Genomic DNA, 20,358 nt, shown 5'->3' with positions numbered 1-20,358 from the left:
CCATGCAATGATGCATGAGGGGGAGACCGGCGCGGCGGTGGCAGCTGCGGATCTGATGCCCAAGCTGGCGCAGTTCGCAGCGGTTGCGAGATCCGAACACATGACCAATGCTGCTGCTGCGCTGGGTGTTCCGCAGCCCACGATGAGTCGGTCGTTGGCCCGGCTCGAGGAGGAACTCGGCATCCAACTGTTCGTGAGGCGTGGCCGCTCGGTGCGCCTCACGCCGGCCGGCAAGATCTTCGCTCAGTACGTCGAACGCGCCGTCGAAGAGATCGAAGCGGGAATTGCGCACACACTCGAGGCAGTCGACCCCGGTCGAGGAAAGGTGTCTTTCGGCTTTCCGCTCACCATGGGTGGCGATGCCGTTCCGCGCATAGTCCGCGACTTCCATACTCGATACCCCCGGGTGTCGATCGACTTGATGCAGGGAAGCGGTGAAGACCTTCTGGATGCATTGAGGCGCAATGCAATCGACCTCACGCTCATCTCACCGCCCCCGTCGTCTCCTGAAATCGAGACGGTAACGGTGCAAATTCAGTACCTCCGCCTGCTGGTGCCGCGCGGTCATCGACTCGCTCAGCAGCGTTCGGTGTTGCTGCGCGAGGTTCAGGGCGAAGCGTTCATCGGCTTCCCCGACTTCTACTGGATCAGCGATATAGTGCGAAAGCTGTGTACTCGAGCTGATTTCAGTCCCAATGTGGTGTTCACGAGCAGAGAGTCCGAGACGATCCGTGGGTTGGTGAGCTCCGGACTCGGTGTCGCGGTGATGCCGCCGACGGCCGCTCGGTGGCCCAATATCGTCGAGCTGGAACTGATCGATCAGGATGCGTTCCGAGAAATCGGACTGGTGTGGCTGCGCGATCGGACCTTGCCGCCACCGGTGGAGCTGTTCCGCGATTTCATCGTTTCTCGGCGGCACCAGTTCTCGGGAGCTCCGACGATCGATCCGAAGCGGATCGACCGAAAGCGCTGAACAACACGCCTTCGGTCGATCCGGTCACGTTGCGCGGGTTACGAACTCAGCGCTGCCTTCGCGGCGCGATCGGCCAGCGTCTCGCCGCCGATCGACCAGTCGTCTTTCGACACCTCTTCGATGGTCGCCCAGACACTGGCGGGCTTTGCGCCGGTGACCTCGACGTAGGTCGACGTCAGCTTCTCCAGCAGTTCCTTCTTCACCTCGGGCGACTGTCCGGGGGTTTGAACGATGTGCAGTATCGGCATTGCAGCTCCTGACAACGGGAGGGAAATGTCGGCCGGTCGATCCGACCGCTGTGAACGCTGCCGACGCTAACAGTGTGTACCGAGCCATGTACCGGCAAGTGGCCGTTGTCACATATCGAAACTGCTATACCCCGGACAGCCATCCGCTTGCCAAAGCCGCGCGTTGCACGATCTCGGCGTAGTCGGTTCCCTGCATGGCGGTGAGGCCGAGCCTCTCCTCCAGCGCGGGCCCGTCGGAGATCGATTTCCACTGCAGGATGGGATCCGGTTCGATCGCCGATCGTGGCCGCAACGACACCAGATCGGGGTTGGTCTGCAGGAGATGCTGGAACAAGATGTGGCGGCTGGTGTCGGCAACCACGAGGTCGGGTGCCCAACCGGCCGCATGCAGGGCGGTGAGGAGCGAACTTGCGTAGAGCGGTGCCTTCGCGGTGTCGAACCACAGAAGTCGTTGAGTGACCAGCTGCGACCACGTGACGGTGGGGCCGGCGGCGAACGGGTGGTGTTTGCCCACCACGACGCCCAGCTCCTCGCGCCACACCTGCGCGGCGACCAGCCGGTCGTTGTCGAGCGGCAACCGCGCGAGCCCGAAGCTCAACTCCCCGTGCTCGAGCAGTGTGGCCTGTCGCGTCGAGCCGGCCGAGCGCAGTTCGATGCTGGCCGAGGTTCCCATTGCATCCCGTGCCTGCCGCTCGAGCGCTCGTTCCACCAACTCGATGACGTGCGACGGAACGCCCGAGCACACCCCGATCGACCAGTTGTGTTCTGCTCGCACAGCATTGGCAACTGCCGCTCTGAACTGGGTGGGAATGGTCTCCACGCCGTCGAGGAAGATTCTGCCGGCAGGCGTCAGGGTCATCCCGCCGGCCGAGCGGGCGAACAGTTCGACGCCGACGCGCGCTTCGAGCTTGCGCAGCTGATTGCTCAGACTCGGCTGGGCGATACGCAATTCCTTGGCTGCCGCAGACACACTGCCCTCACGGACCACGGTGAGGAAGTAGCGGAGATGGCGCATGGCGATCTCGTCGAGGTCGGTCACCGTCGGCTCGCCGGGCCATAGCCTAAAGACATAGCCACTAGGCTATACCCCCTACGCTGATTCGGTCTTACCCGATACCGATCTCCTGTCGCTAGCCTCGTCTGTATCGACACACCGCCGTGTCGGTCCATCTGCATTCACATCACTCGTGCGTACACGACGAGCACGCGAACGGAGCATTCTCGTGACATCCACTGCACGTACCAGTAGCGGCGACACTGCCGCATTCGCATCGAACGACGTCGTCGGATCCGCGTTGGTCGAAGATGCAATCGAAGCGGCGTCTGCTGCCGCGCCTGCCCCGCAGGCATCGCGCCTGTCCTTCTGGCTGGTCACCGCCGCCACCGCGCTGGCCCTGGCCGCCAGCGGAACACCCTCGCCTCTGTACGTCGACTACCAGGCGAAGTGGGGATTCTCGGCCACCACGATCACCCTCATCTACGGGATCTACGCGGGCGGTGTGCTGCTCGCCTTGCTGACGATGGGCGGTCTGTCCGATCGCATCGGCAGGCGTCCGGTGATGCTCGGCAGCATCGGAGTCCTGGCGGCCAGCATGGTGGTTTTCGTGTTCGCAGACAACGTGGGATGGCTGTACGCGGCCCGTGCGATTCAGGGTGTCGCAACCGGCGTGTTCACCGGTGCCGCCGGTGCTGCATTGTCGGAGTTGCACTTTCGCCGCGATCATCGCGTCGCGTCCCTGGTGAACAGCACGGCGACGGCGTCGGGCATCGCCTTCGGTGCCGTGCTCACAGGCGTGTTGGCGCAGTGGGCACCGGCGCGGTTGGTGACCCCGTACCTGGTGGTGGCAGGACTGTCCGTGGTGGTTCTGGTGGGGATTGCGATCTGGGTTCCGGAGACGGTGGCGAATCGCCAGTCGTTGCGCAGCAGCCTGATCAGAATCCAGCGACTGAGCCTGCCCGCGGGTATCCGCCGCGAGTTCGCCATCGGGGGACTCAGCGTGACCGCGGCGTGGTCGGTCGGTGGCCTGTATCTCGCGCTCGGCGGCACCATCGCGAAGGAACTTCTGCACGTCAACAATCATCTGGTGGCCGGTCTGGTCATCCTGGCCGTTCAGGGCGTCGGCGGGGTCAGCCAACTGATCTGGAATCTCACCAGGCCCGCGGCCACCATTCGCTCGTCGGCACTGGTTGGGTCTGCTGCGCTGATCGTCGGCCTCGTACTCGCCTCGATCGGACTTGCCACGTCCACCTCGGTGACCTTCTTCGCCGGAGCCATCGCAACCGGTGTCGGCTTCGGCCTCGCCTTCATGGCAGGAACGCGACGGGTGACCCAGGCGGCACCCGATGCCCAGCGCGGCGAAGTGCTGGCCGCGTATTTCGTGATCGCGTACATCGCGATCTCCGTGCCCGCCATCATCGCGGGGTTGGTGTCGACGCACCTCGGCATCACCGAGACCTTCTACTGGTTCGCCGGTATCACCTCGCTGATCGCGGCGGTGGTCTTCGTGTCCAGCGCCCGCGAGCACAATCCCTGATTCAAAAGTGGATGCATGGATCACGCTCCCCGGATCAGCCCGTCGGTCCGGGGAGCCCGCGTTTCACCTGGGGACATTACCGAGTACATAGCTATCGTTAACGCGCTGTTCACGGCCGGTTTCGTGGTGCGGGTCACGACTGCCCGTCGCCGGTTGCGCAACTCGAATAGCTTTCCTAACTTTCTCCCTGGGACGCGACGACGCCTCCCGCAGAACGTGTGTCACGATCCGACACTTTCTCAGCGGACTGGGGGCTCCATGATCACGAACATCGATGTGACGCTGCGAGACGGCGGCTATCGAAACGGTTTCAACTTCACACTCGACTATGCACTCGAGCACGCCCGGCGAAGCGTCGATGCAGGCTTCGACTGGGTCGAAATCGCCTATCTCAAAGGCTCTTTCGATCCGTCGAAGAGCACCGGACTGACCGGGCGAGGTGATCCGGACTACGTGCGAGCACTGGCGCAGCACATCGGGCCCGATCACACCGGTCTGATCGGACACCCGAAGAACATGAGCTACGCCGACGTGGCGGCATCGTACGACGCGGGGGCGCGATTGATGCGGTTGTGCCTGACGCAGTCGCCGGCGGAGTCCGATTTCGCGATGCTCACTGCGGCCAAGGACATGGGATTCACCGTGTGCGCCAACTTGACCCGCGTCAGCCGTCTCGCACCTCGGGAGATCGCCGATCTCTCACTGCGTGCCAGCGAGGCCGGTGCGGACGTGGTGTACCTGGCCGACTCCAACGGCAGCCTCCGCCCCTCGGATGTCGGATCGCTGATCAATCTCGTGGAGATCGTCACCCCGGCCGCGGCGGGTCTGCACGCCCACAACAATCTCGGATTGGCCCTCGCCAACGCCCTCGCCGCTGTGGGCAGCGGTGCCACGTGGATCGACTCGTCGGTTCTCGGTATGGGCAAAGGTGCGGGCAATCTCATCGCAGAGCAGTGGATCGCATACCTCGATCGTGACCCCACGATCGACTCACGAGCAGTGGATCTCGGTACCGTACTGGAGCTTTCGGATTTCCTTGCCGCATCGGTCGCGGAGTCGCGGCCGGCAATTCCGATGACCGATCTGCTGATGGGCCACTTCGATCTGTCCATCGACCAGCGTGAGCACTTCCGCGGCAGCCATCGGGACTCCGTTCTCGCGGCCCGGGACCTGCACGGTATCGCCTCGTGACGCGGGGTCGTGCCGTGGTCTTCGGGCCCGTCCAACCGGTGTTCGATCCGGGATTCTTCGATCCGATCAGCGCCTGGCTACGGGCGGCGGGCTACGCGGTGGAGCTTGTCGATACCCTCGCCGTTCTCGAGGACGACGCGATGTCCGTGGCCGACGTGGCCGCCGAATGGCTGCGTCGTCGACCGGAGCTGTCGGAATCGAACCTGTTCTGCGGTAACGCATTCGGCGGCGCAGTGGTTCAGGCAATGTTGCCCGCGGTAGGGCCCGACGCCGCGGTGTTGACCGTGTCGGCACCGACGATCGCCGACGCCTCACTGGCGCAGCGACTCGGCGAGGTAGCGGAACTTGCCCGGCACCGGAGGATCGACGACGCTCTACGCACCTTGGACTTCTACGTCCGATCGCACTCTGTGCGGTCTCCGTTCGTCGAGGGTGCAGCAACCGATATCGACGACATCGACGACGCCTGCCGCCGGATCGAGATGGGGATGTCGATGCTGACATCGATCGACCTCGAATCTGTCGTTGCGGATCACCGAGGACCGATGCTTGCGATCGTCGGCCAGGAATCCAGATTGGTCACCACGGCAACCGTTCGCGTACCCGAACACGGTGTGATCGCCGATATCCCTCGTTCCGGAATGCGTCCACATCGAGACAACTGGCCGGCCGTCGCGCGCGCTCTCGCGGCCCACCCGATATTCGCAGATGCGCGAGACACGAACCGCCACAACATCGAAGGAGCGGCATGACCACCATTGCAGTATTGCCCGGCGACGGCATCGGTCCCGAGGTGACCGATGCAGCCCTGCCGATCATCGCCGCCGCAGGTCTCGACTGGACACTCGAATTCGGTGACGTCGGATGGTCCTGCTGGCAAACCGAGGGCAACCCGGTTCCGGAACGGACGTGGGATCTCATCGACCGGACGGACGGGTGTCTGCTCGCGGCGATCACCAGCAAGCCGTTGCGCGAGGCCGAAGCCGAACTGCCCGTGGAGCTTCGCGGCACCGGTGTGCGATTCGTATCGCCCGTCATCCAGCTTCGGCAGCGACTCGGCTTGTACGCCAACCTGCGTCCGGTCACGGATTACCGCGCAGACACCTTCGCCTTCGAAGTGGTCCGCGAGAACACCGAGGGGTTGTATGCCGGATTCGACTACCACGGACTCGACGGCGAACTCTGGAATCTGGTGTCGACTCACCCGAATGCAGCCGCCTCGGGACCCGCGGACACCAGTGTCAGTCTGCGCCTGCAGACCCGGGTAGGAATCGATCGGCTACTCCGCTTCGCCTTCGAGCGTGCGGTGGTGGGTGGGCACTCGCTCGTCACTCTCGCAGACAAGCCGAATGTGCTGCGGCAGAGCAGCAACTTCCTGCGCGGACGGCTCGAGACCGTTGCCGCCGACTACCCCGATATCGACTTCGAGATCGCCAACGTGGATGCCGTCGCACTGTGGATGGTCAAGAGCCCGGGGCGATTCGGCGTCGTCGTCGCCGAGAACATGTTCGGAGACATCCTCTCCGATCTCGGCGCGGGGGTGATGGGAGGGTTGGGATTGGCCAGTAGCGCGAACATCGGCGACGGTGGGTGCTACTTCGAGCCGGTCCACGGCAGCGCGCCCGGGATGGCAGGAGCCGGGCGAGCCAATCCGATGGCCATGATCCTGACCATCGCGCAGCTCGCCGAGCATCTGGGTGAGGACACCGCGGCCTCCCGAATTCGCACCGCGGTATCGAACGTCATCCGTGCCGGGACCACCGTTACGTACGATCTCGGCGGTTCCGCCAGCACATCCATCGCCGCCAAGGCCATCATCGAGGAGCTATCGTGACACTGCCCGCACCCGCGCTCGACGACGTGATCGATCGCCTCCGCCTCACAGACACCGCCGCAGTGTCCGATGCCCTCGACAGCCTCGGCATTCCGGGTGTGCTCACCGGAATCGCTTGTCGGGTACCGGGAGTGACCATGGTCGGGGTCGCCTACACCGTCACGTACGGGCCGGTGGAAGATACGACAACCTTCCACAATGCCGCCAACTACATCGACGACGTACCCGCAGGGGCGGTCATCGTCGTCGACAACGGTGGCAGCCTCGAATGCACCAACTGGGGCAACATCCTGACCGCGGTGGCCATGCAGCGCGGTGTCGCCGGCACGGTGATTCACGGTTCCGCCCGCGACATCGCCGAGATCCGAAGTCACGGGTACCCCTTGTTCAGCACAGGGGTGTCGATGGTCAGCGGAAAGAATCGCGTCACGCTCGCGGCAACCGGCAACGACATCGATGTACACGGGGTGCGAGTGAGTCCGGGCGATGTGATCGTCGCCGACGACAACGGTGCGATTCGGATTCCTCGGGCGATCGCGGAGACGGTGGCCGAGCGCGCAACACAGGTCGACGAAACCGAACGACGCATCGCCGACGCAGTTCGGGCCGGTGCTCGATTGGACCGAGCTCGAAGCGAATTCGGCTATGCGACACCGTGGGAGCCGGCAAGGCCGTGATGGTGGACCCTGCGCAACGGGAGGTCGTGGATATCCACCATCACGCCGGGGTCGACACGCTGCGGCGACGGCGCACCGTGCTGGAGGCGGGTGAGGAGTATCGGCGGCTCGCAGGATGGGTGGTGGTCAAGTCTCACCTGGCCTCCACCACCGCGGTCGCCTGGGAGGCTCGCAGGCGGGGACTACCGGTATCGGGTTCGGTGGTGCTCAATCATCTTGCGGGTGGTCTCGATCCGAGGGTCGTCGAGCAAGCAGTACTGACCCACGGGCCCGATTCTCCGGCTCGCCCGCTGATCTATTTACCGACACTGACAGGGCACGCGCACGCCCCGTCGCAGGATGCGTTCCACCCGGACATCGGTGCCCGCAGCGTGGGTATACGTGTGAGTGACGACGAGGGTCGGTTGCTGCCCGAGACCGTCGAGGTGATCGCCGCCTGTGCCGATCTGCCGGTTGTGTTGGCCACCGGCCACTGCGTGCGCGACGAGGTGATGCGCGTCGTCGATTGTGCCGTCGAGCACGGAGTTTCGCGCATCGTCGTCACGCACGCCACTCACCCCATCGTGGGGCTGACCGATGACGACCTCCGTGCCCTCGCGGATCTCGAACAGGTCTTCATCGAACTCACCGGTCTGACGTACATCCTGAAACGGCGGACGCCGGAGGAACTCCTTGCGTCCATCGGGGCGCATCCGCGGGTGATCCTCAGTTCCGACCTCGGGCAGCCGGCCAGTCCCGATATCGAGGAGTGGCTGACCGAGACGCGAGCGTGGTTGCGGAGCAATGGTGTGTCCGAGCGCGAGATTCGTGAGCTGCTCGTCGAACGGCCCTCGAGACTCATCGCGTCCTAGCAGGGGATTGGCACTCTCGGTCGCCGAGTGCCAAAATGGTGTTGCGTATTTTCGCGCACCGAACCCCAGCTCAGCCTGCCTGAGGAAGGAGATAACCGTGACAGTCACCTCCCCGAATATCGACGCCCACGATATGGACGACGACATGTCGCCCAAGTGGTGGAACCGACGTATTCGTACCCGCGCTCAGGTAACCGAGATTGCCGTCATGTTCGGCGCGTTGTCGATCGTCTCGTTCTGGGCCGCCGGTCTGGGTATCGCCGCCGGCATCATCGCCGTCGCGGCAGCGCTGTGGGCCGACCGCACCCCCGACCTCACCGGGGAGCGCGCCGAACGTACCGACACGGCGTTGGCCATCGGCACCGGAATTCTCGGCATCATCGTCGGTGCGGGCTTCCTTGCGATGGTGTTGTAGAGCGACGGCGCGCGAAGAGTCCTCCAGGCCGGTCGACCGCACAGCGGTCGACCGGTTTCGTCGTTTCGAAGCGAATTCCTGGAGTATCTGCGACGGTCCGTTGCACTAACCGGTTTTATGTGTGACGCTGTGTTGCGTACACATTCTTCGTACATCTTGTTCGGACGCAGGCGGAAGGACCACCATGACTGCAGTCGACGACTCACGAACGCACTACCGCGACACCTTGCATGCGCTGTCGACGGCATCGGTGCATCAGCACTTCGACGCCTTCCTCGACATTCCGTGGGACGAGCCCGAGTACGCGATCGTTCCCAACGATCCGCGCTGGGTGCTGCCCGACGCGGACCCGCTCGGTCACACCGACTGGTACAAGTCACTTCCCCTGGACCGGCAGATCCACATCGGCATGTATCGCCAGGCCAGCATGGTCAAGGTGGGATTGCAGTTCGAGCAGATCCTCATCAGCGGCCTCATGCATTACGCCCTGACGTTGCCCAACGACTCACCCGAATTCCGGTACTCGACTCACGAGGCCACCGAAGAGTGCCACCACACCCAGATGTTCCAGGAACTGGTGAACCGCATCGGCATCGACGTGCCGGGCGGGCCCGCATGGTTCCGCAAGATCGTGCCGGTGCTCGCGCTGTTCGCCAGCCGATCGGCACCGTTCGGATTCTTCGTCGGCGTCCTTGCGGGAGAAGAGCCGATCGACCACATGCAGAAGGGCGTTCTGCGTGCCGGGAGCGTCGGACACCCACTGGTCCAGCGCGTGATGCAGATTCACATCGCCGAGGAAGCCCGCCACATCGGCTTCGCGCATCAGTTCCTGCAGTACAAGGCTCCTCGCCTCGGCCCATTCGAGAAAGCATCGATCTCGATCCTGACGCCGGTCATCATGCGACTGCTGTGCGACGTCATCATGAAACCGAGCAAGCAGATGCGACGCGACCTCGACATCCCCGACGAGGTAGTGGACGCCGTGTGGTGGAACAGTGACTCATCACGAAAGATATTGCGCGACACCTTCGGTGACGTACGGATGCTTGCCGGCGAACTGGGACTGATGAACCGAGTCTCGAAGCGAGTATGGCGCGCTCTCGGTATCGACGGACGGCCGTCGCGCTACCGCAGTGAGCCGTCGTTCGGCTGACCTTCTCGGACGATGTCGAGAGGGACGGTTTCGAGAGGGACGGTTTCGAGAGGGACCTGGGGAATGGCGATGCCGCGGGACGCCCCGAGTCCCTTGACCTGAAGCCAGATGGTGTCGGCCAGGAACGTGGCGAAATGGTCCAGGCCGGTGCGTGATTCGGTTTGCCCGCTCCAACTGCGTACCGCGCCCATGCATCCGGAGACCAGTCCAGCCACCCATGGCCGTACCAGCGACCAGTCCTCGGGCGAGAGATCCGCGTGCACGATCGCGAGGAACGCGGCAACGCTCACCTCCAGCTGCTCGGCCAGCATCGCATTGGTTTCTTCGAGGGGAGTGGGCGATTCGGCGCTGACATCCTGTTCGACGAAACGCGTCCACGCGGGATGTTCGGCAACCCATCGCACGTAGGTGCTTACCGTGCGATGCACCACATCGCGTGGGGTGCCGGTCAACTCGAACGAGGTGACCAGGGCGGCCGTCAACTGGTCGCAGATGGCCCGCTGAATGGCGGTGTCCAGGTCGGTGCGATCTCGAAAATGTCGGTACAGCCCGGTGCGATGGACCCCGGCCTCCGCGGAAATCTGGGCGGTGGTGAGCCGTTCACCGGGTGCGATATCGCGGGCCAGCACCGTCATGGCGGCCGCGATGATATGGCGTCGACGATCGGTGTTGTGCTGTTCCCAACGCCGCTTGCGGCCGTCGGACTTGGGGCGTGACCCACCGTCGCTCATGCTGCATGTTCTCACGTCCGCACTGGCCGGGAGTGCAATGCCTCGGCACCGCTCCTACGCTGGCACCATGACCGACCACGCACAGAACCCGCCCCACGCGCACGAGACGACACCCGCTCCGAAGCTGACCTACGTGTTCGATGCGTACTGCGGTTGGTGCTACGGCTTCGAGGCTGCATTCGGCGACTTCGCGCGATCGCGTGCAGACTCCGCGGCGATCGAGGTGATCTCCGGTGGACTGTTCGTCGGTAGCCGTGTGGGCCCTATCGGCGCGTTCACGGGACTGCATGCCGCCAACGAACGAATCACCGCATTGACGGGCGCACAGTTCGGCCCGGCCTTCCGCGACCTCGTCGACGACGGAGAATTCGTCCTGGATTCGACCGACGCCGCACGTGGATTCGCGGCTGTGCGCGCCCAGGCACCGCATCGCAGTGTCGAGATCGCCCAGGCGCTCCAGAGCGCCTTCTATCTCCAGGGCGCGAGCCTGTCCGATGCCCGAACGTATCGCGCCGTGGCGGACCGGGTAGGTCTCGACGGCGGGCGTGCAGAAGCGGAAGCCTTCACCGACGCGTCCTCGGCAGCAGCCGAAGCGGACTTCGCGCGAGCGAGCAATTGGGGAGTGCGCGGCTTTCCGACCGTCGTGCTCGAAGTCCCCGGACGCGCACCGGTTGCCATCGGAAGCGCCACGAGCACAGCGGACGAATTGCGCGCCGAGCTCGACGGCTATCTCGGTGTTTCCAGCCAGGCCGGTCGCCCCTGACACCTAAGGTTTTCGTGGATCGTCACGGGGTGCGCTTGCGTAGCGCGAACAGGACACCCGATGCACCGACCGCGACCACGACGACCGCAATGATCCAGATCGGGAAGCCGCTGTTGTCCTCGACCACCTCGGTGTCCTGAGGTGCGGCCTGCGCGGCCTCGTTGGTGAAGTCCAGGTTCGTGGTCGACGGTGTTGCCGCCGCCGGGGATGCCTGGGTGAGCTGGAACGGGACACTGCCGGTGATCGGATGCCCGTCGGCCGAGACCACTCGATAGCCGATGGTGTACTCACCTGCCGCGCCGAGGCCGTCGAGATCGACCGTCACCGTGCTGCCGTCGACAGTGGGATCCGATGCTGCCCAATCGATCCCGTCGGGCGCGATGACGGTGACGGTGGCGAAGTTCGACTGCACCGCCTGATTGAACGTCAAGGTCACCTCGTCCGGCGCGGCGTCGAGCGCGGCGTTCTCGGCAGGATTGCTCGACTGCAGAGCTGCGTGCGCGGACGCGGGAGCGATCGACAGTGTCGTCGCGGCGAGAACTGTGGCTGCAATAACGGCCAGGCGTTTCATCGAGTGCTTCCTTGCTATTCGTGTGGAGGTTCGCCGGTTACCTTGTGGTCGGCGAAATTGAGGCCCTCCCGCACGAGACGGGCGAGGTGGCCGTCGGCCAAGCGGTAGATGACGTTGCGGCCCTCGCGTCGGGTCTCGACGAGTCCGGTGAATCGGAGTTTGGCCAGATGCTGGCTGACGGCTGTACGCGAGGTTCCGGTGGCTGTGGTGAGTGCGCTGACGTCCGCGGGTCCGCGATCGAGCAGCCAGAGGATGTGGAGTCGGGTGGGATCGGACAGCATTCGAAAGGTGTCACTGGCAGTCGCCAGGCGGGCGGAGTCGGGTTGGACGGCATGGTCGAGACTGATGCGCGGTTCCTTCTTCGGTGGCATCGAACGTCTTCTCCCTACGTGGAGACGACGACCGGATCACGGGAGCGACTCCACAGGCGTGCTGCGGACAGTCCCGCAAGTGTAGCCAAGCCGGTGAGCACTGCCGCCGCGGTGAACTGTCCGAATTGCGCTCCCACCCATCCTGCGACCGGATACGTGATCAGAAACGCCGCATGAGACAGCGAGAACTGTGCGGTGAAGATCGACGTTCGAGTTCTCTCGTCGGATTCACGACGCAGAATTCTCGCCGACGGCGTGTTGATCATCGAGGTTCCGATGCCCAATATCGACCACGTGGTGGCGAGAGCAATCCAGGCCGTCGGCCCTCCGCTCAGGGTCGAGACTGCCGTTGCCGCGGCGGTTCCCGCGACGGCTACTACGGCGCCGGTGAGCATGAGGCGGTGGTCGTCGGTGGATCGGAGGGCTCGCGGAATGAACAGTGCTGCGACCATCGAGCCGGCACCGTAGAAGCCGAGCGCTATCGCCAGTTGACTGTTCGAGCCGGCGAACAGATCGCGAACGTAGACCACGGAGTTGACGGTCACCAGTGCCGTGGCTGCGGCAACCACCGTATTCAGCGCCATTAAGCCCTGCAGCTCATGGCTTTTCGTGAAGGTCGTGATGCCGTCGGTCGGCCTGTTGCGCTTGGCCGCAACGTGCTTCGGCAGACGAGTGCCGATCACCATCACCGCCGAGACGACGAAGCCCAGGGCCGTCCCGGCGAACAGGGTGTGAAAGCTGATCACCGTCAACAGTGCCGCTGCGATCAACGGGCTCACCAAGGATTCGAGGTCGTAGGCGAGCCGGGACAGCGTCAGTGCGTGGGTGTACTGGCGTGTGTCCGGAACGACCGACGGGATGACGGCCTGGAAGGTGGGCGTGAAGGTCGCCGACGCCGCCTGCAGAAGGAAGATCAGGACGTAGATCTGCCATACCTGATCGATGAAGGGCAATGCCACCGCTGTGAGTGCCCGCACGGCATCCGCGCTGACGAGTACGAGCTTGCGGGGGAGTGCGTTCGTCAGGGACGAAACAATTGGTGCGACAAAGACATACGCGATCATCTTGATCGCCAGCGCGGTGCCCAGGACCGCTCCGGCGGAGCTGCCGGCGATGTCGTAGGCGAGCAGGCCCAGCGCCACCGTCAACAATCCGGTGCCGATCAGCGCGACGACCTGCGCCGTGAAGAGGCGTCGAAAGGCGAGATTGGCAAGAAGCATGGGTTCAACGTACACATATGTGCGCACTTGCGCACTCATGGTGTTGATGTGTGCTTCTTGCAGGCCAAGTGCGAATACTTTCGGTACCGTTGCGAGGTCGGCGTCGTAAATGAGGTGGGTCATGACCGTCACGCGTAATTCATCGAACGAGGTGATGCGCCGCGCCGTCGACCAGTTGCCGTCGATGATCGGCTACTGGGACTCCGGCCTCCGGAACGTCTTCGCCAACAAGGTGTATGCGAACTACTTCGGCATCGAGCCGTCGGTTCTGGTCGGTAAGCACATCAGCGAACTGCTCGGCGAGACGCTGTATCAACTGAACTTGCCGTACATCACCGCTGCGCTCGGCGGTGAACAGCAGCAGTTCGACCGGACGCTCATCGACGTCAGCGGCGCTGTGCGCGTTACCCAGGCCACCTACGTCCCCGACATCGTCGACGGCACCGTCGTCGGATTCACCGCGTTGGTCGTCGACGTCAGTGCCCGCGCCGAGATCGAACGGGAGCGAGATCGCGCGATACGACTGTTTCGAATCACGATGGAGAACGCCCCGATCGGCAAAGCTGTGATGACCCGCGACGGACGATGGCTCCAGGTGAACAAAGCTCTGTGCGAACTACTCGGCTACACCGCAGAAGAACTGCAGCAGAAAACTTTTCGTGACATCACCCATCCCGACGACATTCCCCTCGCCGACGAACACCTGAAGGGATTGGCTGAGGGGACTCTGACGAACGTGGCGTCGGAGAAGCGATACATCCGCAAGGACGGTGCCACCATCTGGGTGCAGCGCAACGCGACCGTGGTGCGCGACGACGAATCCGGCGACGTGATCATCGCGCAGATCCAGGACATCACCGCACGCAAGGCCGCCGAAGCGCGACTCGAACGACAGGCGTTGATCGACGACCTCACCTCGCTGGGAAATCGTCGACGACTGATGACCGAGCTGAACAGTCTCAGAGACATGTCCAGCGATCGGCCGGTCGGAATGCTCTTCGTGGACGTCGACGCGTTCAAATCCATCAACGATAAATACGGGCACGCAGTGGGCGATCGCGTGCTCGCCGCCATCGGACGTCGCATCCTCGACAACGTGCGTGCGGACGATGTGGCCTGCCGTATCGGTGGAGACGAATTCGTCGCCCTGCTGCACACTGCCCGATCGGCCGAAGGAGTCGAACACCTCGCCAACCGAGTCCGCGGCCTCCTCGCCGGTCCCTACGACCTGGACGGCCTGAGCATCCCGGTGACTGTGAGCGTCGGATGGAGTTGGGAACCGACCACCGACCCGGACCAGCTGCTACGTATCGCAGACGAGCGAATGTATTCGTCGAAGCGCGCCTGAGATCCGGATCAATGTGGGTGCCAGTCGGTCAGAGTGCAACAGAGTCGCATTCATCCGCCTGCCGGGGTGCGGGTGCGGTGGGGTGCTTGGCCGGGTGCGGGGTGGGCGGTGCGGTTCTTCGCAAACGCGCGCGCGTTTGTCAGACGCGAGGGGAATAGGCCCGAATCGGACGCGATCTTGCGCGCGTTCAGCAAACGCGCGCGCGTTTGCGGAGGCGATCACGACGTCAGATCGATCTCGGTCCCCACTCCGTCGGCACGGGCGCGTCCGATCACCAATTCTGCGACCGCAAGATCCTCGAGTCCGATCCCGGTGGAGTCGAAGAGCGTGATCTCCGCGTCGGTCGATCGTCCGGTCTTCCGGCCGGTGATGACGTCGCCGAGTTCGGTATCGAAGTGGCTTTCGTCGACGGCCCCCTCGGCGATCGCCAGCAGCGCGTCGCCCGACTTCGTCAGGGCTGTGGCGGTGCTGTCCACCACCACCCTCGACCGCGCCATGGCGTTGCCGTCGACCTCGCGTTCGTTCGGACGCGGCGCGGCTCCGACGACGTTGAGGTGAGTGCCGGCATTCAACCACTCGCCGAGCAGGATGGGAGTGATCGATGGGGTGAGCGTGCAGACGATATGGGATTGCCGCACAACATCTTCGACCGACACGGCATGTTCGACCTTCAGATCCAGGTCCGCGATGTTGTCGCGAAACCGTTCCACGGTATCTGCGGATCGAGACCAAACGACGACGCTCTCGAGATTGCGTACGCCGTGTAGCGCACGAACGTGTTCGACGGCCAAGTTACCGGCGCCGACGACGCCCACGACGGAGCTGTCGGCACGTGCGAGGTGCGCGGTGGCCACGGCACTGGCGGCAGCCGTACGAATCGCCGTGATCGCCTGGCCGTCGAGTACCGCGACGCACTCGCCGGTGCGAGTCGACGTCACCAACATGGTCGAGCGCTGCCGGGGAAGGCCGCGTGCGCGGTTCCCCGGCAGGTCCGACAACACCTTCACCACTGCGAGCTCAGCAGTGCCGGACTGCGCCACCATAGGGATGATCCGACCGTCATCGATGCCGTTCATCGACGGCGGGGCCGGATTCTGAGCGCTACCCGCGGACAGGTCGGCCAAGGCGCGCTCGACCGCGGTGGACACCTCACTTCGGTCGAGGAGCGCCGATATCTCCGAATGGCGCAGTACCAGTGTCATGGTCAGCCGACAGACGTGAGCTCGGCTGCGTCGACGACGCGAGAAGTGACCAGGTCTGCGAATGCCGGTGCCGAGCGAACCATGCCTTCTTCCTGCAGTATTCGCATCCAGCGGTCACTGGCATCGCCGTCGATACGGATGGTGTCCCAGGTCTGCGACTGCTGAATTCTGGTGCATGCCGCAGAGAGCGTCGGCATTGCGATGTTCGACCAGTGCTCGGCCAGCAGCGGTTCCAGCTCGGTCACCGGGGTGGCCTTGACTGTCGCCATAGCGGCGTCGAGACCCGTTGCAAACTTCACCAGACGCTCTTCGAGTTCCTCGAAACGGTCTGTGCGGCAGTAGTACACGCTGTTCGGTCCGAGTCCGCCGACCTCGGCGTATTCGACGACGATGTGACCGGTGCCGCGATCGGACATGATCTGGGCGGTCGTGATGTCGAGAATGATCGCATCGCCCAGGCCGTCCTCGAACAGTTCGACGAACATCGGCGTCGACAAGTCTCGCAAGAAGGTGGTGCGAGACGAGTCGACTCCACTCTCGCGCATCATGCCTGCGGTGATCGCATACGGTGCACTGCCTCCGATTCCCGGAGCCAGCACGGTCTTTCCGGTCAGCATCGACCAGTCGAATCCATTCGGTGTCGGTTCCCGCATGACGAGTGCTTTGGGGAACTGGTGATTGAGCTGCGCAAAGACGGTGAGCTGTCGTGATGTGCCCCAGTATATTCCGGGGACCCACAGACCGCCGAGAGCGATGTCGGCTTCGCCGCTGGCGAGGTCGTCGAGCACGCCGGTCCACGGATCGCATGCCTTCGCATGGACGGACAGGCCGTTGTCTGCGAACAGCCCTGCGTGATCGGCGTAGTACTCGGGAAGGTAGTTCAGTCCGTGCGCGGTAGCGGAGATGGACAGGAAGTCGGTCATGGTGTTCTCTTCTTTCTTTCGTGATACGGCTCTGAATTACGCTGCTACGAGTTCCTTTTCGTTCACCGCCTCCAGCGATCGGCCGAAGGTCTCCGGGCCGAACTTCGCGGCGACGACGAGGAGGACGTACATGCCGGCGATCATCATGAAGACCCCAGCAACACCGGCGATATCGAAGAAGAAGAGGGCCGCGAACGGCATGACGGCCCCGGCGACATTGCCGATTCCGTTGACCACCGAGGTGCCCATGCCGCGGATGGACGTGGGGAACAGTTCGGGTGTCCATACCGAGAGCATCGTGTTGAGCATCATCGTGAAGAACTGGAAGATTGCGCCGAGGATCAAGATGGTGGCGACGCTGTTCGCCAGGGTTGCGAAGGCGATGGCAGAGATGCAACCGAGAGCCGCAGCGGTCATGACGGTGGGGCGTCGACGGACGCGCCCGGCCAAATAGCATGCGGCACAGGCTCCGAACAGGCTACCGATGTTCATGATCATCGTGAACAACAGTGAGTCGGTCAGGGAATAACCGCGGGAGACCAACAGGATGGGCATCAGGAACAGCAGCGTGACCTGAGCGCCGAAGGACATCCACGACGCGGCTCCGACGGCGGCTGTGCGGCGCAAGTTCTGTCCCTTGAAGACCTCGGCGTAGGACGTCTTCTCGGTGCTGGGGAGAATGTCCTCGGCAGTGACGAATTGCTTTGTCGGTCCTGGGTTTCGGAGACCGGAGATGGAGCCGCTGGCCAGCCGGGTCAGGCTGCGATTGGCCTCGTCGATCCTGCCCTTGGACATCAGGAACCGAGGAGACTCGGGCAGATAGCGACGGAAGAAGACCACCAGTACTGCCGGCAACGCGAGGATGACGTAGGTCCAGCGCCACGAGGTGTCGTCGCCGCCGAGCACTCCACCGAGCGGGCCGAGTACCAGCATGAAGAACCCGAAGGAGGCGATATTGCCGATGCCGCCGGACGAGATGTTGAGCGTCGCCAGCAATGAGCCGCGGTGTCGGGTTGCAACGAGTTCGGCGAGAATGGCCAAGCCGACAGTGAATTCGCCGCCGAGGCCTATGCCGACGATGAAGCGGCTGGCGAGCAACATTTCGTAGCTGACGGCCGCGGCGCTGATCAGGCCACCGAGCGTGTAGACGAGAAGGTTGAGGCTCAACGCAGTTCGGCGACCCCAGCGGTCTGCGATATATCCGCCGATGAGGCGTCCCACGAGACCGCCGATCACGGTGGCAGTGTTGATGAGTGTCAATTGGGCGTTACCGATTCCGAGAGATTCCTTGATGAGCGGTCCCATCGCGCCGGTCGAGTTCTGCTCCAGGCTGTCGAAGAACAGACCGGCCATCAGCAGCAGGATCACTGCACCTTGCACTCGGGTGAAGCCGATGCGATCGAGTGCATTGGTCAGGCCTGATGCGGGTGGCGGTGTGGGTTCGATCGGGGGGATGGGAGTAGGTGGGACGGATTCCGAGGTAGAGGCAGACATGGTGTGCTCCAGCGGGCTGGCAGGCACCGGCAACGGATGTTTCCGGTGAGTCGCCTCTCGTAACTCTCCGAAACGACTGCCTAATTTGTATACAAAATGTGTGTCATTTCAGTTAGCTCCCGCTACGAACATGTTAAGGACTCGATATATCCCATAAATCGTATACGACCCAGTGGTTCAGGCCCCGCGTGGGGCGTCGGCCTCGTCACGCCGGAGATGTTCGTCCATCAGAAAACCGGCCTGTACGGGCGAACCGTTGAGGATTGCCGCGGCCAGGGCCGCGTGATCGTGGACGGACGCGCCCGGATCGTGGCCGAGACCCCAGGCCACCCGGCGATTGACCCCGGCCAGCATCTCGCGCAGTTGATCGTTGCCTGCCGCCATCGCGACCAGGTCGTGAAACGGTCGGGTCGTCTCCGCGGTAGGGGACTGTGCCCGGGCCTGTTCGACTACTGCGGTGAGTTCGTCCGCCACCGAGCCGCCCCTGTTCTTGGCGGCGAGCTGAGCGGCCAACACCTCCAGCCCGTGCCGAACTTCGAGGAGTTCTTTGTTCTCCTTGTGCAGCGTTGTCGAGACCGTCGCACCTCGATAGCGAACGATGGTGACGAAACCCTCGGCCTGGAGCTGAGCGAGCGCTTCTCGCACCGGTACCCGAGAGACGCCGAAAGCCTTGGCAATCGACTCCTCGACCAACCGCTCGCCGCCGACGCGACTCCCGGCCAGAATCTCCTCACGCAACGTCTGAGCAATGATGCCGCCTGGAGATTCACCATCTGGATACACGAGGTGGAGTCTAGATCGGTCGATGGCTATGCCGCTTCGGCCACCTCGGACGAACGAGCAGCCAGACCGTGCGGCATATGTTTGAGTTACTCGTGTGGAATGGATCGCGAAGGAGCTGTGTGTTGCGGCCATCAGCGGTGCATGCACAGCCGCTGTGATCATGCTGCCGGTCGTCGTCGACGGCCGGTGGTGGAATCTGACACCTTTCGTCATCATCGGCGGGCTCTGCGGGGTGCTGGTCGGACTCGTCGCGGTTGCCGGCGGGCGCTATGCGATGCGGACCGCGGTGTTCTGGCCACCTCGTACTCGCAACCGATGGCGTCATCGATTCGGTCTGTGCTCTGCGGCTTCGGTGGTGTTGCTGGTCGGCACCCTCTTCGCCTGGGGAATAGCCGCATCGGCCGGGGACTCGGGCTTCCCGGAGTCGTTGATCGCGCTGGCAGTTTTGGGGGCCGTCAGCTACTTGTTCGCCTACCTACTCGCGCCGGTTGACTACGCCAATGCGGATGTCGAGTCGACCTAGGTCCGCCGGCAGTCGACCCGATATGCGAGATAGAGGTACAGAACTCCGGTGATCGCGCCGCCAAGGCATCCGACCGCGATGTCGAGGGGAATCGATCCGAAACTCGCTACCAGTCGAGCCAGGAGAAATCCGACCGCCACCGCGGGAACCAATGCGAGAGCGTTGATGTAGTCGCTGCGAGTAGCCCCGCCCTTCTTGCTCATCGGGCCGGTCATCACGTACTCGCGAAACGTTCGCTGGTTCGACACGTCGATCCTTCTGTGGTGCAGTCGGTACGGTAACAATATACCGAGCGGTCGACTTTGTCCGATTCGAGTGAGAGACGAGGACGCAATGCGCGCGGTGATCTTCCTGTTGGTACTGGGCGTTGTGTACACGTGGCCGCTGTTCGGAGACAGTCCTAGTGAATGGTCGGCACTGTCGCAGGGCATCGTTCTCGGAGCAATCGTGAGTACGATCGCAACACCCGCGGGCTGGAGGGCCATCCGCCGCATCAGAACTCGCATCGATGGGTCGTACAGATCGGAAGTATGACGGTTCCGATTCGGGTTTC

At 63.6% G+C, this 20,358-nt stretch carries 23 protein-coding genes; 12 read left to right on the top strand and 11 right to left on the bottom strand.

Annotated elements, in window-relative coordinates; genetic code table 11:
- The first annotated feature begins 7 nt into the window (after positions 1-7).
- Positions 8-973, top strand: coding sequence for a LysR family transcriptional regulator (locus CH294_RS06125; RefSeq protein ID WP_094737314.1), 966 nt, complete (start codon positions 8-10; stop codon positions 971-973).
- Between the two features lie 38 nt (positions 974-1,011).
- Here the strand turns inward: CH294_RS06125 and CH294_RS06120 are convergent, their stop codons facing one another.
- Entirely contained in the window at positions 1,012-1,221 is a 210-nt protein-coding gene (locus CH294_RS06120) for a tautomerase family protein (protein ID WP_032376103.1), read from the bottom strand.
- Positions 1,222-1,345: 124 nt separating this feature from the next.
- On the bottom strand, positions 1,346-2,260 hold the full coding sequence (locus tag CH294_RS06115) for a LysR family transcriptional regulator (protein ID WP_052069903.1): 915 nt from the start codon (positions 2,258-2,260) through the stop codon (positions 1,346-1,348).
- A gap of 184 nt (positions 2,261-2,444) precedes the next feature.
- Here CH294_RS06115 and CH294_RS06110 point away from each other — a divergent pair, with 184 nt between their 5' ends.
- The 8 genes from CH294_RS06110 to CH294_RS06075 all read left to right on the top strand — a co-directional run bounded on the left by CH294_RS06110 (position 2,445) and on the right by CH294_RS06075 (position 9,876).
- Complete coding sequence (locus CH294_RS06110) at positions 2,445-3,755, top strand: MFS transporter (protein ID WP_170944603.1); 1,311 nt, start codon at positions 2,445-2,447, stop codon at positions 3,753-3,755.
- A 258-nt stretch (positions 3,756-4,013) separates the two neighbouring features.
- A complete protein-coding gene (locus tag CH294_RS06105) occupies positions 4,014-4,946 on the top strand; it encodes a hypothetical protein (protein ID WP_052057796.1) in 933 nt (310 codons plus the stop codon).
- Complete coding sequence (locus tag CH294_RS06100) at positions 4,943-5,698, top strand: hypothetical protein (protein WP_094737312.1); 756 nt, start codon at positions 4,943-4,945, stop codon at positions 5,696-5,698. The genes CH294_RS06105 and CH294_RS06100 overlap by 4 nt, the downstream gene beginning before the upstream one ends.
- Positions 5,695-6,780 (top strand): isocitrate/isopropylmalate family dehydrogenase, encoded by a 1,086-nt coding sequence (locus CH294_RS06095; RefSeq protein ID WP_094737311.1) that lies wholly within the window; start codon positions 5,695-5,697, stop codon positions 6,778-6,780. Before CH294_RS06100 ends, CH294_RS06095 begins: the two co-directional genes overlap by 4 nt.
- Positions 6,777-7,457 carry an RraA family protein gene (locus CH294_RS06090; protein WP_212709769.1) on the top strand — a complete coding sequence of 227 codons (681 nt, stop codon included), beginning with the start codon at positions 6,777-6,779 and terminating at the stop codon, positions 7,455-7,457. The genes CH294_RS06095 and CH294_RS06090 overlap by 4 nt, the downstream gene beginning before the upstream one ends.
- Positions 7,436-8,308, top strand: coding sequence for a DUF6282 family protein (locus CH294_RS06085; RefSeq protein WP_052077933.1), 873 nt, complete (start codon positions 7,436-7,438; stop codon positions 8,306-8,308). Before CH294_RS06090 ends, CH294_RS06085 begins: the two co-directional genes overlap by 22 nt.
- A gap of 97 nt (positions 8,309-8,405) precedes the next feature.
- A complete protein-coding gene (locus CH294_RS06080) occupies positions 8,406-8,723 on the top strand; it encodes a hypothetical protein (RefSeq protein WP_141216455.1) in 318 nt (105 codons plus the stop codon).
- Positions 8,724-8,907: 184 nt separating this feature from the next.
- Positions 8,908-9,876 (top strand): diiron oxygenase, encoded by a 969-nt coding sequence (locus CH294_RS06075; protein ID WP_037147063.1) that lies wholly within the window; start codon positions 8,908-8,910, stop codon positions 9,874-9,876.
- On the opposite strand, the gene CH294_RS06070 is transcribed toward CH294_RS06075, so the two are convergent.
- Positions 9,849-10,607, bottom strand: coding sequence for a TetR/AcrR family transcriptional regulator (locus CH294_RS06070; RefSeq protein ID WP_094737309.1), 759 nt, complete (start codon positions 10,605-10,607; stop codon positions 9,849-9,851). The two genes, CH294_RS06075 and CH294_RS06070, sit on opposite strands and share 28 nt — an antisense overlap.
- Positions 10,608-10,674: 67 nt before the next feature.
- Here CH294_RS06070 and CH294_RS06065 point away from each other — a divergent pair, with 67 nt between their 5' ends.
- Complete coding sequence (locus tag CH294_RS06065) at positions 10,675-11,370, top strand: DsbA family protein (protein WP_094737377.1); 696 nt, start codon at positions 10,675-10,677, stop codon at positions 11,368-11,370.
- A 22-nt stretch (positions 11,371-11,392) separates the two neighbouring features.
- Here the strand turns inward: CH294_RS06065 and CH294_RS06060 are convergent, their stop codons facing one another.
- From CH294_RS06060 to CH294_RS06050, 3 genes are read right to left on the bottom strand one after another with little or no spacing between them, the layout of a single operon-like run.
- Positions 11,393-11,941 (bottom strand): copper resistance CopC family protein, encoded by a 549-nt coding sequence (locus tag CH294_RS06060; protein ID WP_094737308.1) that lies wholly within the window; start codon positions 11,939-11,941, stop codon positions 11,393-11,395.
- 14 nt (positions 11,942-11,955) lie between these two features.
- The gene (locus CH294_RS06055; RefSeq protein WP_032376110.1) at positions 11,956-12,312 is read right to left on the bottom strand and encodes a metalloregulator ArsR/SmtB family transcription factor; all 357 of its coding nucleotides are present in this window, start codon (positions 12,310-12,312) and stop codon (positions 11,956-11,958) included.
- A 14-nt stretch (positions 12,313-12,326) separates the two neighbouring features.
- Positions 12,327-13,532 carry an MFS transporter gene (locus CH294_RS06050; RefSeq protein WP_094737376.1) on the bottom strand — a complete coding sequence of 402 codons (1,206 nt, stop codon included), beginning with the start codon at positions 13,530-13,532 and terminating at the stop codon, positions 12,327-12,329.
- A gap of 121 nt (positions 13,533-13,653) precedes the next feature.
- On the opposite strand from CH294_RS06050, the gene CH294_RS06045 reads away from it, so the two are divergent.
- Entirely contained in the window at positions 13,654-14,880 is a 1,227-nt protein-coding gene (locus CH294_RS06045; protein ID WP_170944602.1) for a GGDEF domain-containing protein, read from the top strand.
- A gap of 218 nt (positions 14,881-15,098) precedes the next feature.
- Here the strand turns inward: CH294_RS06045 and CH294_RS06040 are convergent, their stop codons facing one another.
- From CH294_RS06040 to CH294_RS06025, 4 genes are all read right to left on the bottom strand, one after another.
- On the bottom strand, positions 15,099-16,082 hold the full coding sequence (locus tag CH294_RS06040; protein ID WP_094737306.1) for an ornithine cyclodeaminase family protein: 984 nt from the start codon (positions 16,080-16,082) through the stop codon (positions 15,099-15,101).
- Between the two features lie 2 nt (positions 16,083-16,084).
- Positions 16,085-17,005, bottom strand: coding sequence for an ABC transporter substrate-binding protein (locus tag CH294_RS06035; protein ID WP_094737305.1), 921 nt, complete (start codon positions 17,003-17,005; stop codon positions 16,085-16,087).
- A 36-nt stretch (positions 17,006-17,041) separates the two neighbouring features.
- Complete coding sequence (locus CH294_RS06030) at positions 17,042-18,499, bottom strand: MFS transporter (RefSeq protein WP_212709768.1); 1,458 nt, start codon at positions 18,497-18,499, stop codon at positions 17,042-17,044.
- Between the two features lie 177 nt (positions 18,500-18,676).
- Positions 18,677-19,282 carry a GntR family transcriptional regulator gene (locus CH294_RS06025; protein WP_170944601.1) on the bottom strand — a complete coding sequence of 202 codons (606 nt, stop codon included), beginning with the start codon at positions 19,280-19,282 and terminating at the stop codon, positions 18,677-18,679.
- Positions 19,283-19,376: 94 nt separating this feature from the next.
- Here CH294_RS06025 and CH294_RS06020 point away from each other — a divergent pair, with 94 nt between their 5' ends.
- The gene (locus tag CH294_RS06020; protein WP_170944600.1) at positions 19,377-19,805 is read left to right on the top strand and encodes a hypothetical protein; all 429 of its coding nucleotides are present in this window, start codon (positions 19,377-19,379) and stop codon (positions 19,803-19,805) included.
- Here the strand turns inward: CH294_RS06020 and CH294_RS06015 are convergent.
- Positions 19,802-20,053, bottom strand: coding sequence for a hypothetical protein (locus CH294_RS06015; protein ID WP_037147046.1), 252 nt, complete (start codon positions 20,051-20,053; stop codon positions 19,802-19,804). The genes CH294_RS06020 and CH294_RS06015 overlap by 4 nt on opposite strands.
- Positions 20,054-20,358 lie beyond the last annotated feature (305 nt).

The sequence above is a fragment of the Rhodococcus sp. 14-2483-1-1 genome (assembly GCF_002259335.1).
Lineage (GTDB): Bacteria > Actinomycetota > Actinomycetes > Mycobacteriales > Mycobacteriaceae > Rhodococcoides.
Note: the sequence above shows the minus strand (reverse complement) of the source record. Positions and strands in the feature narration are given on the sequence as shown.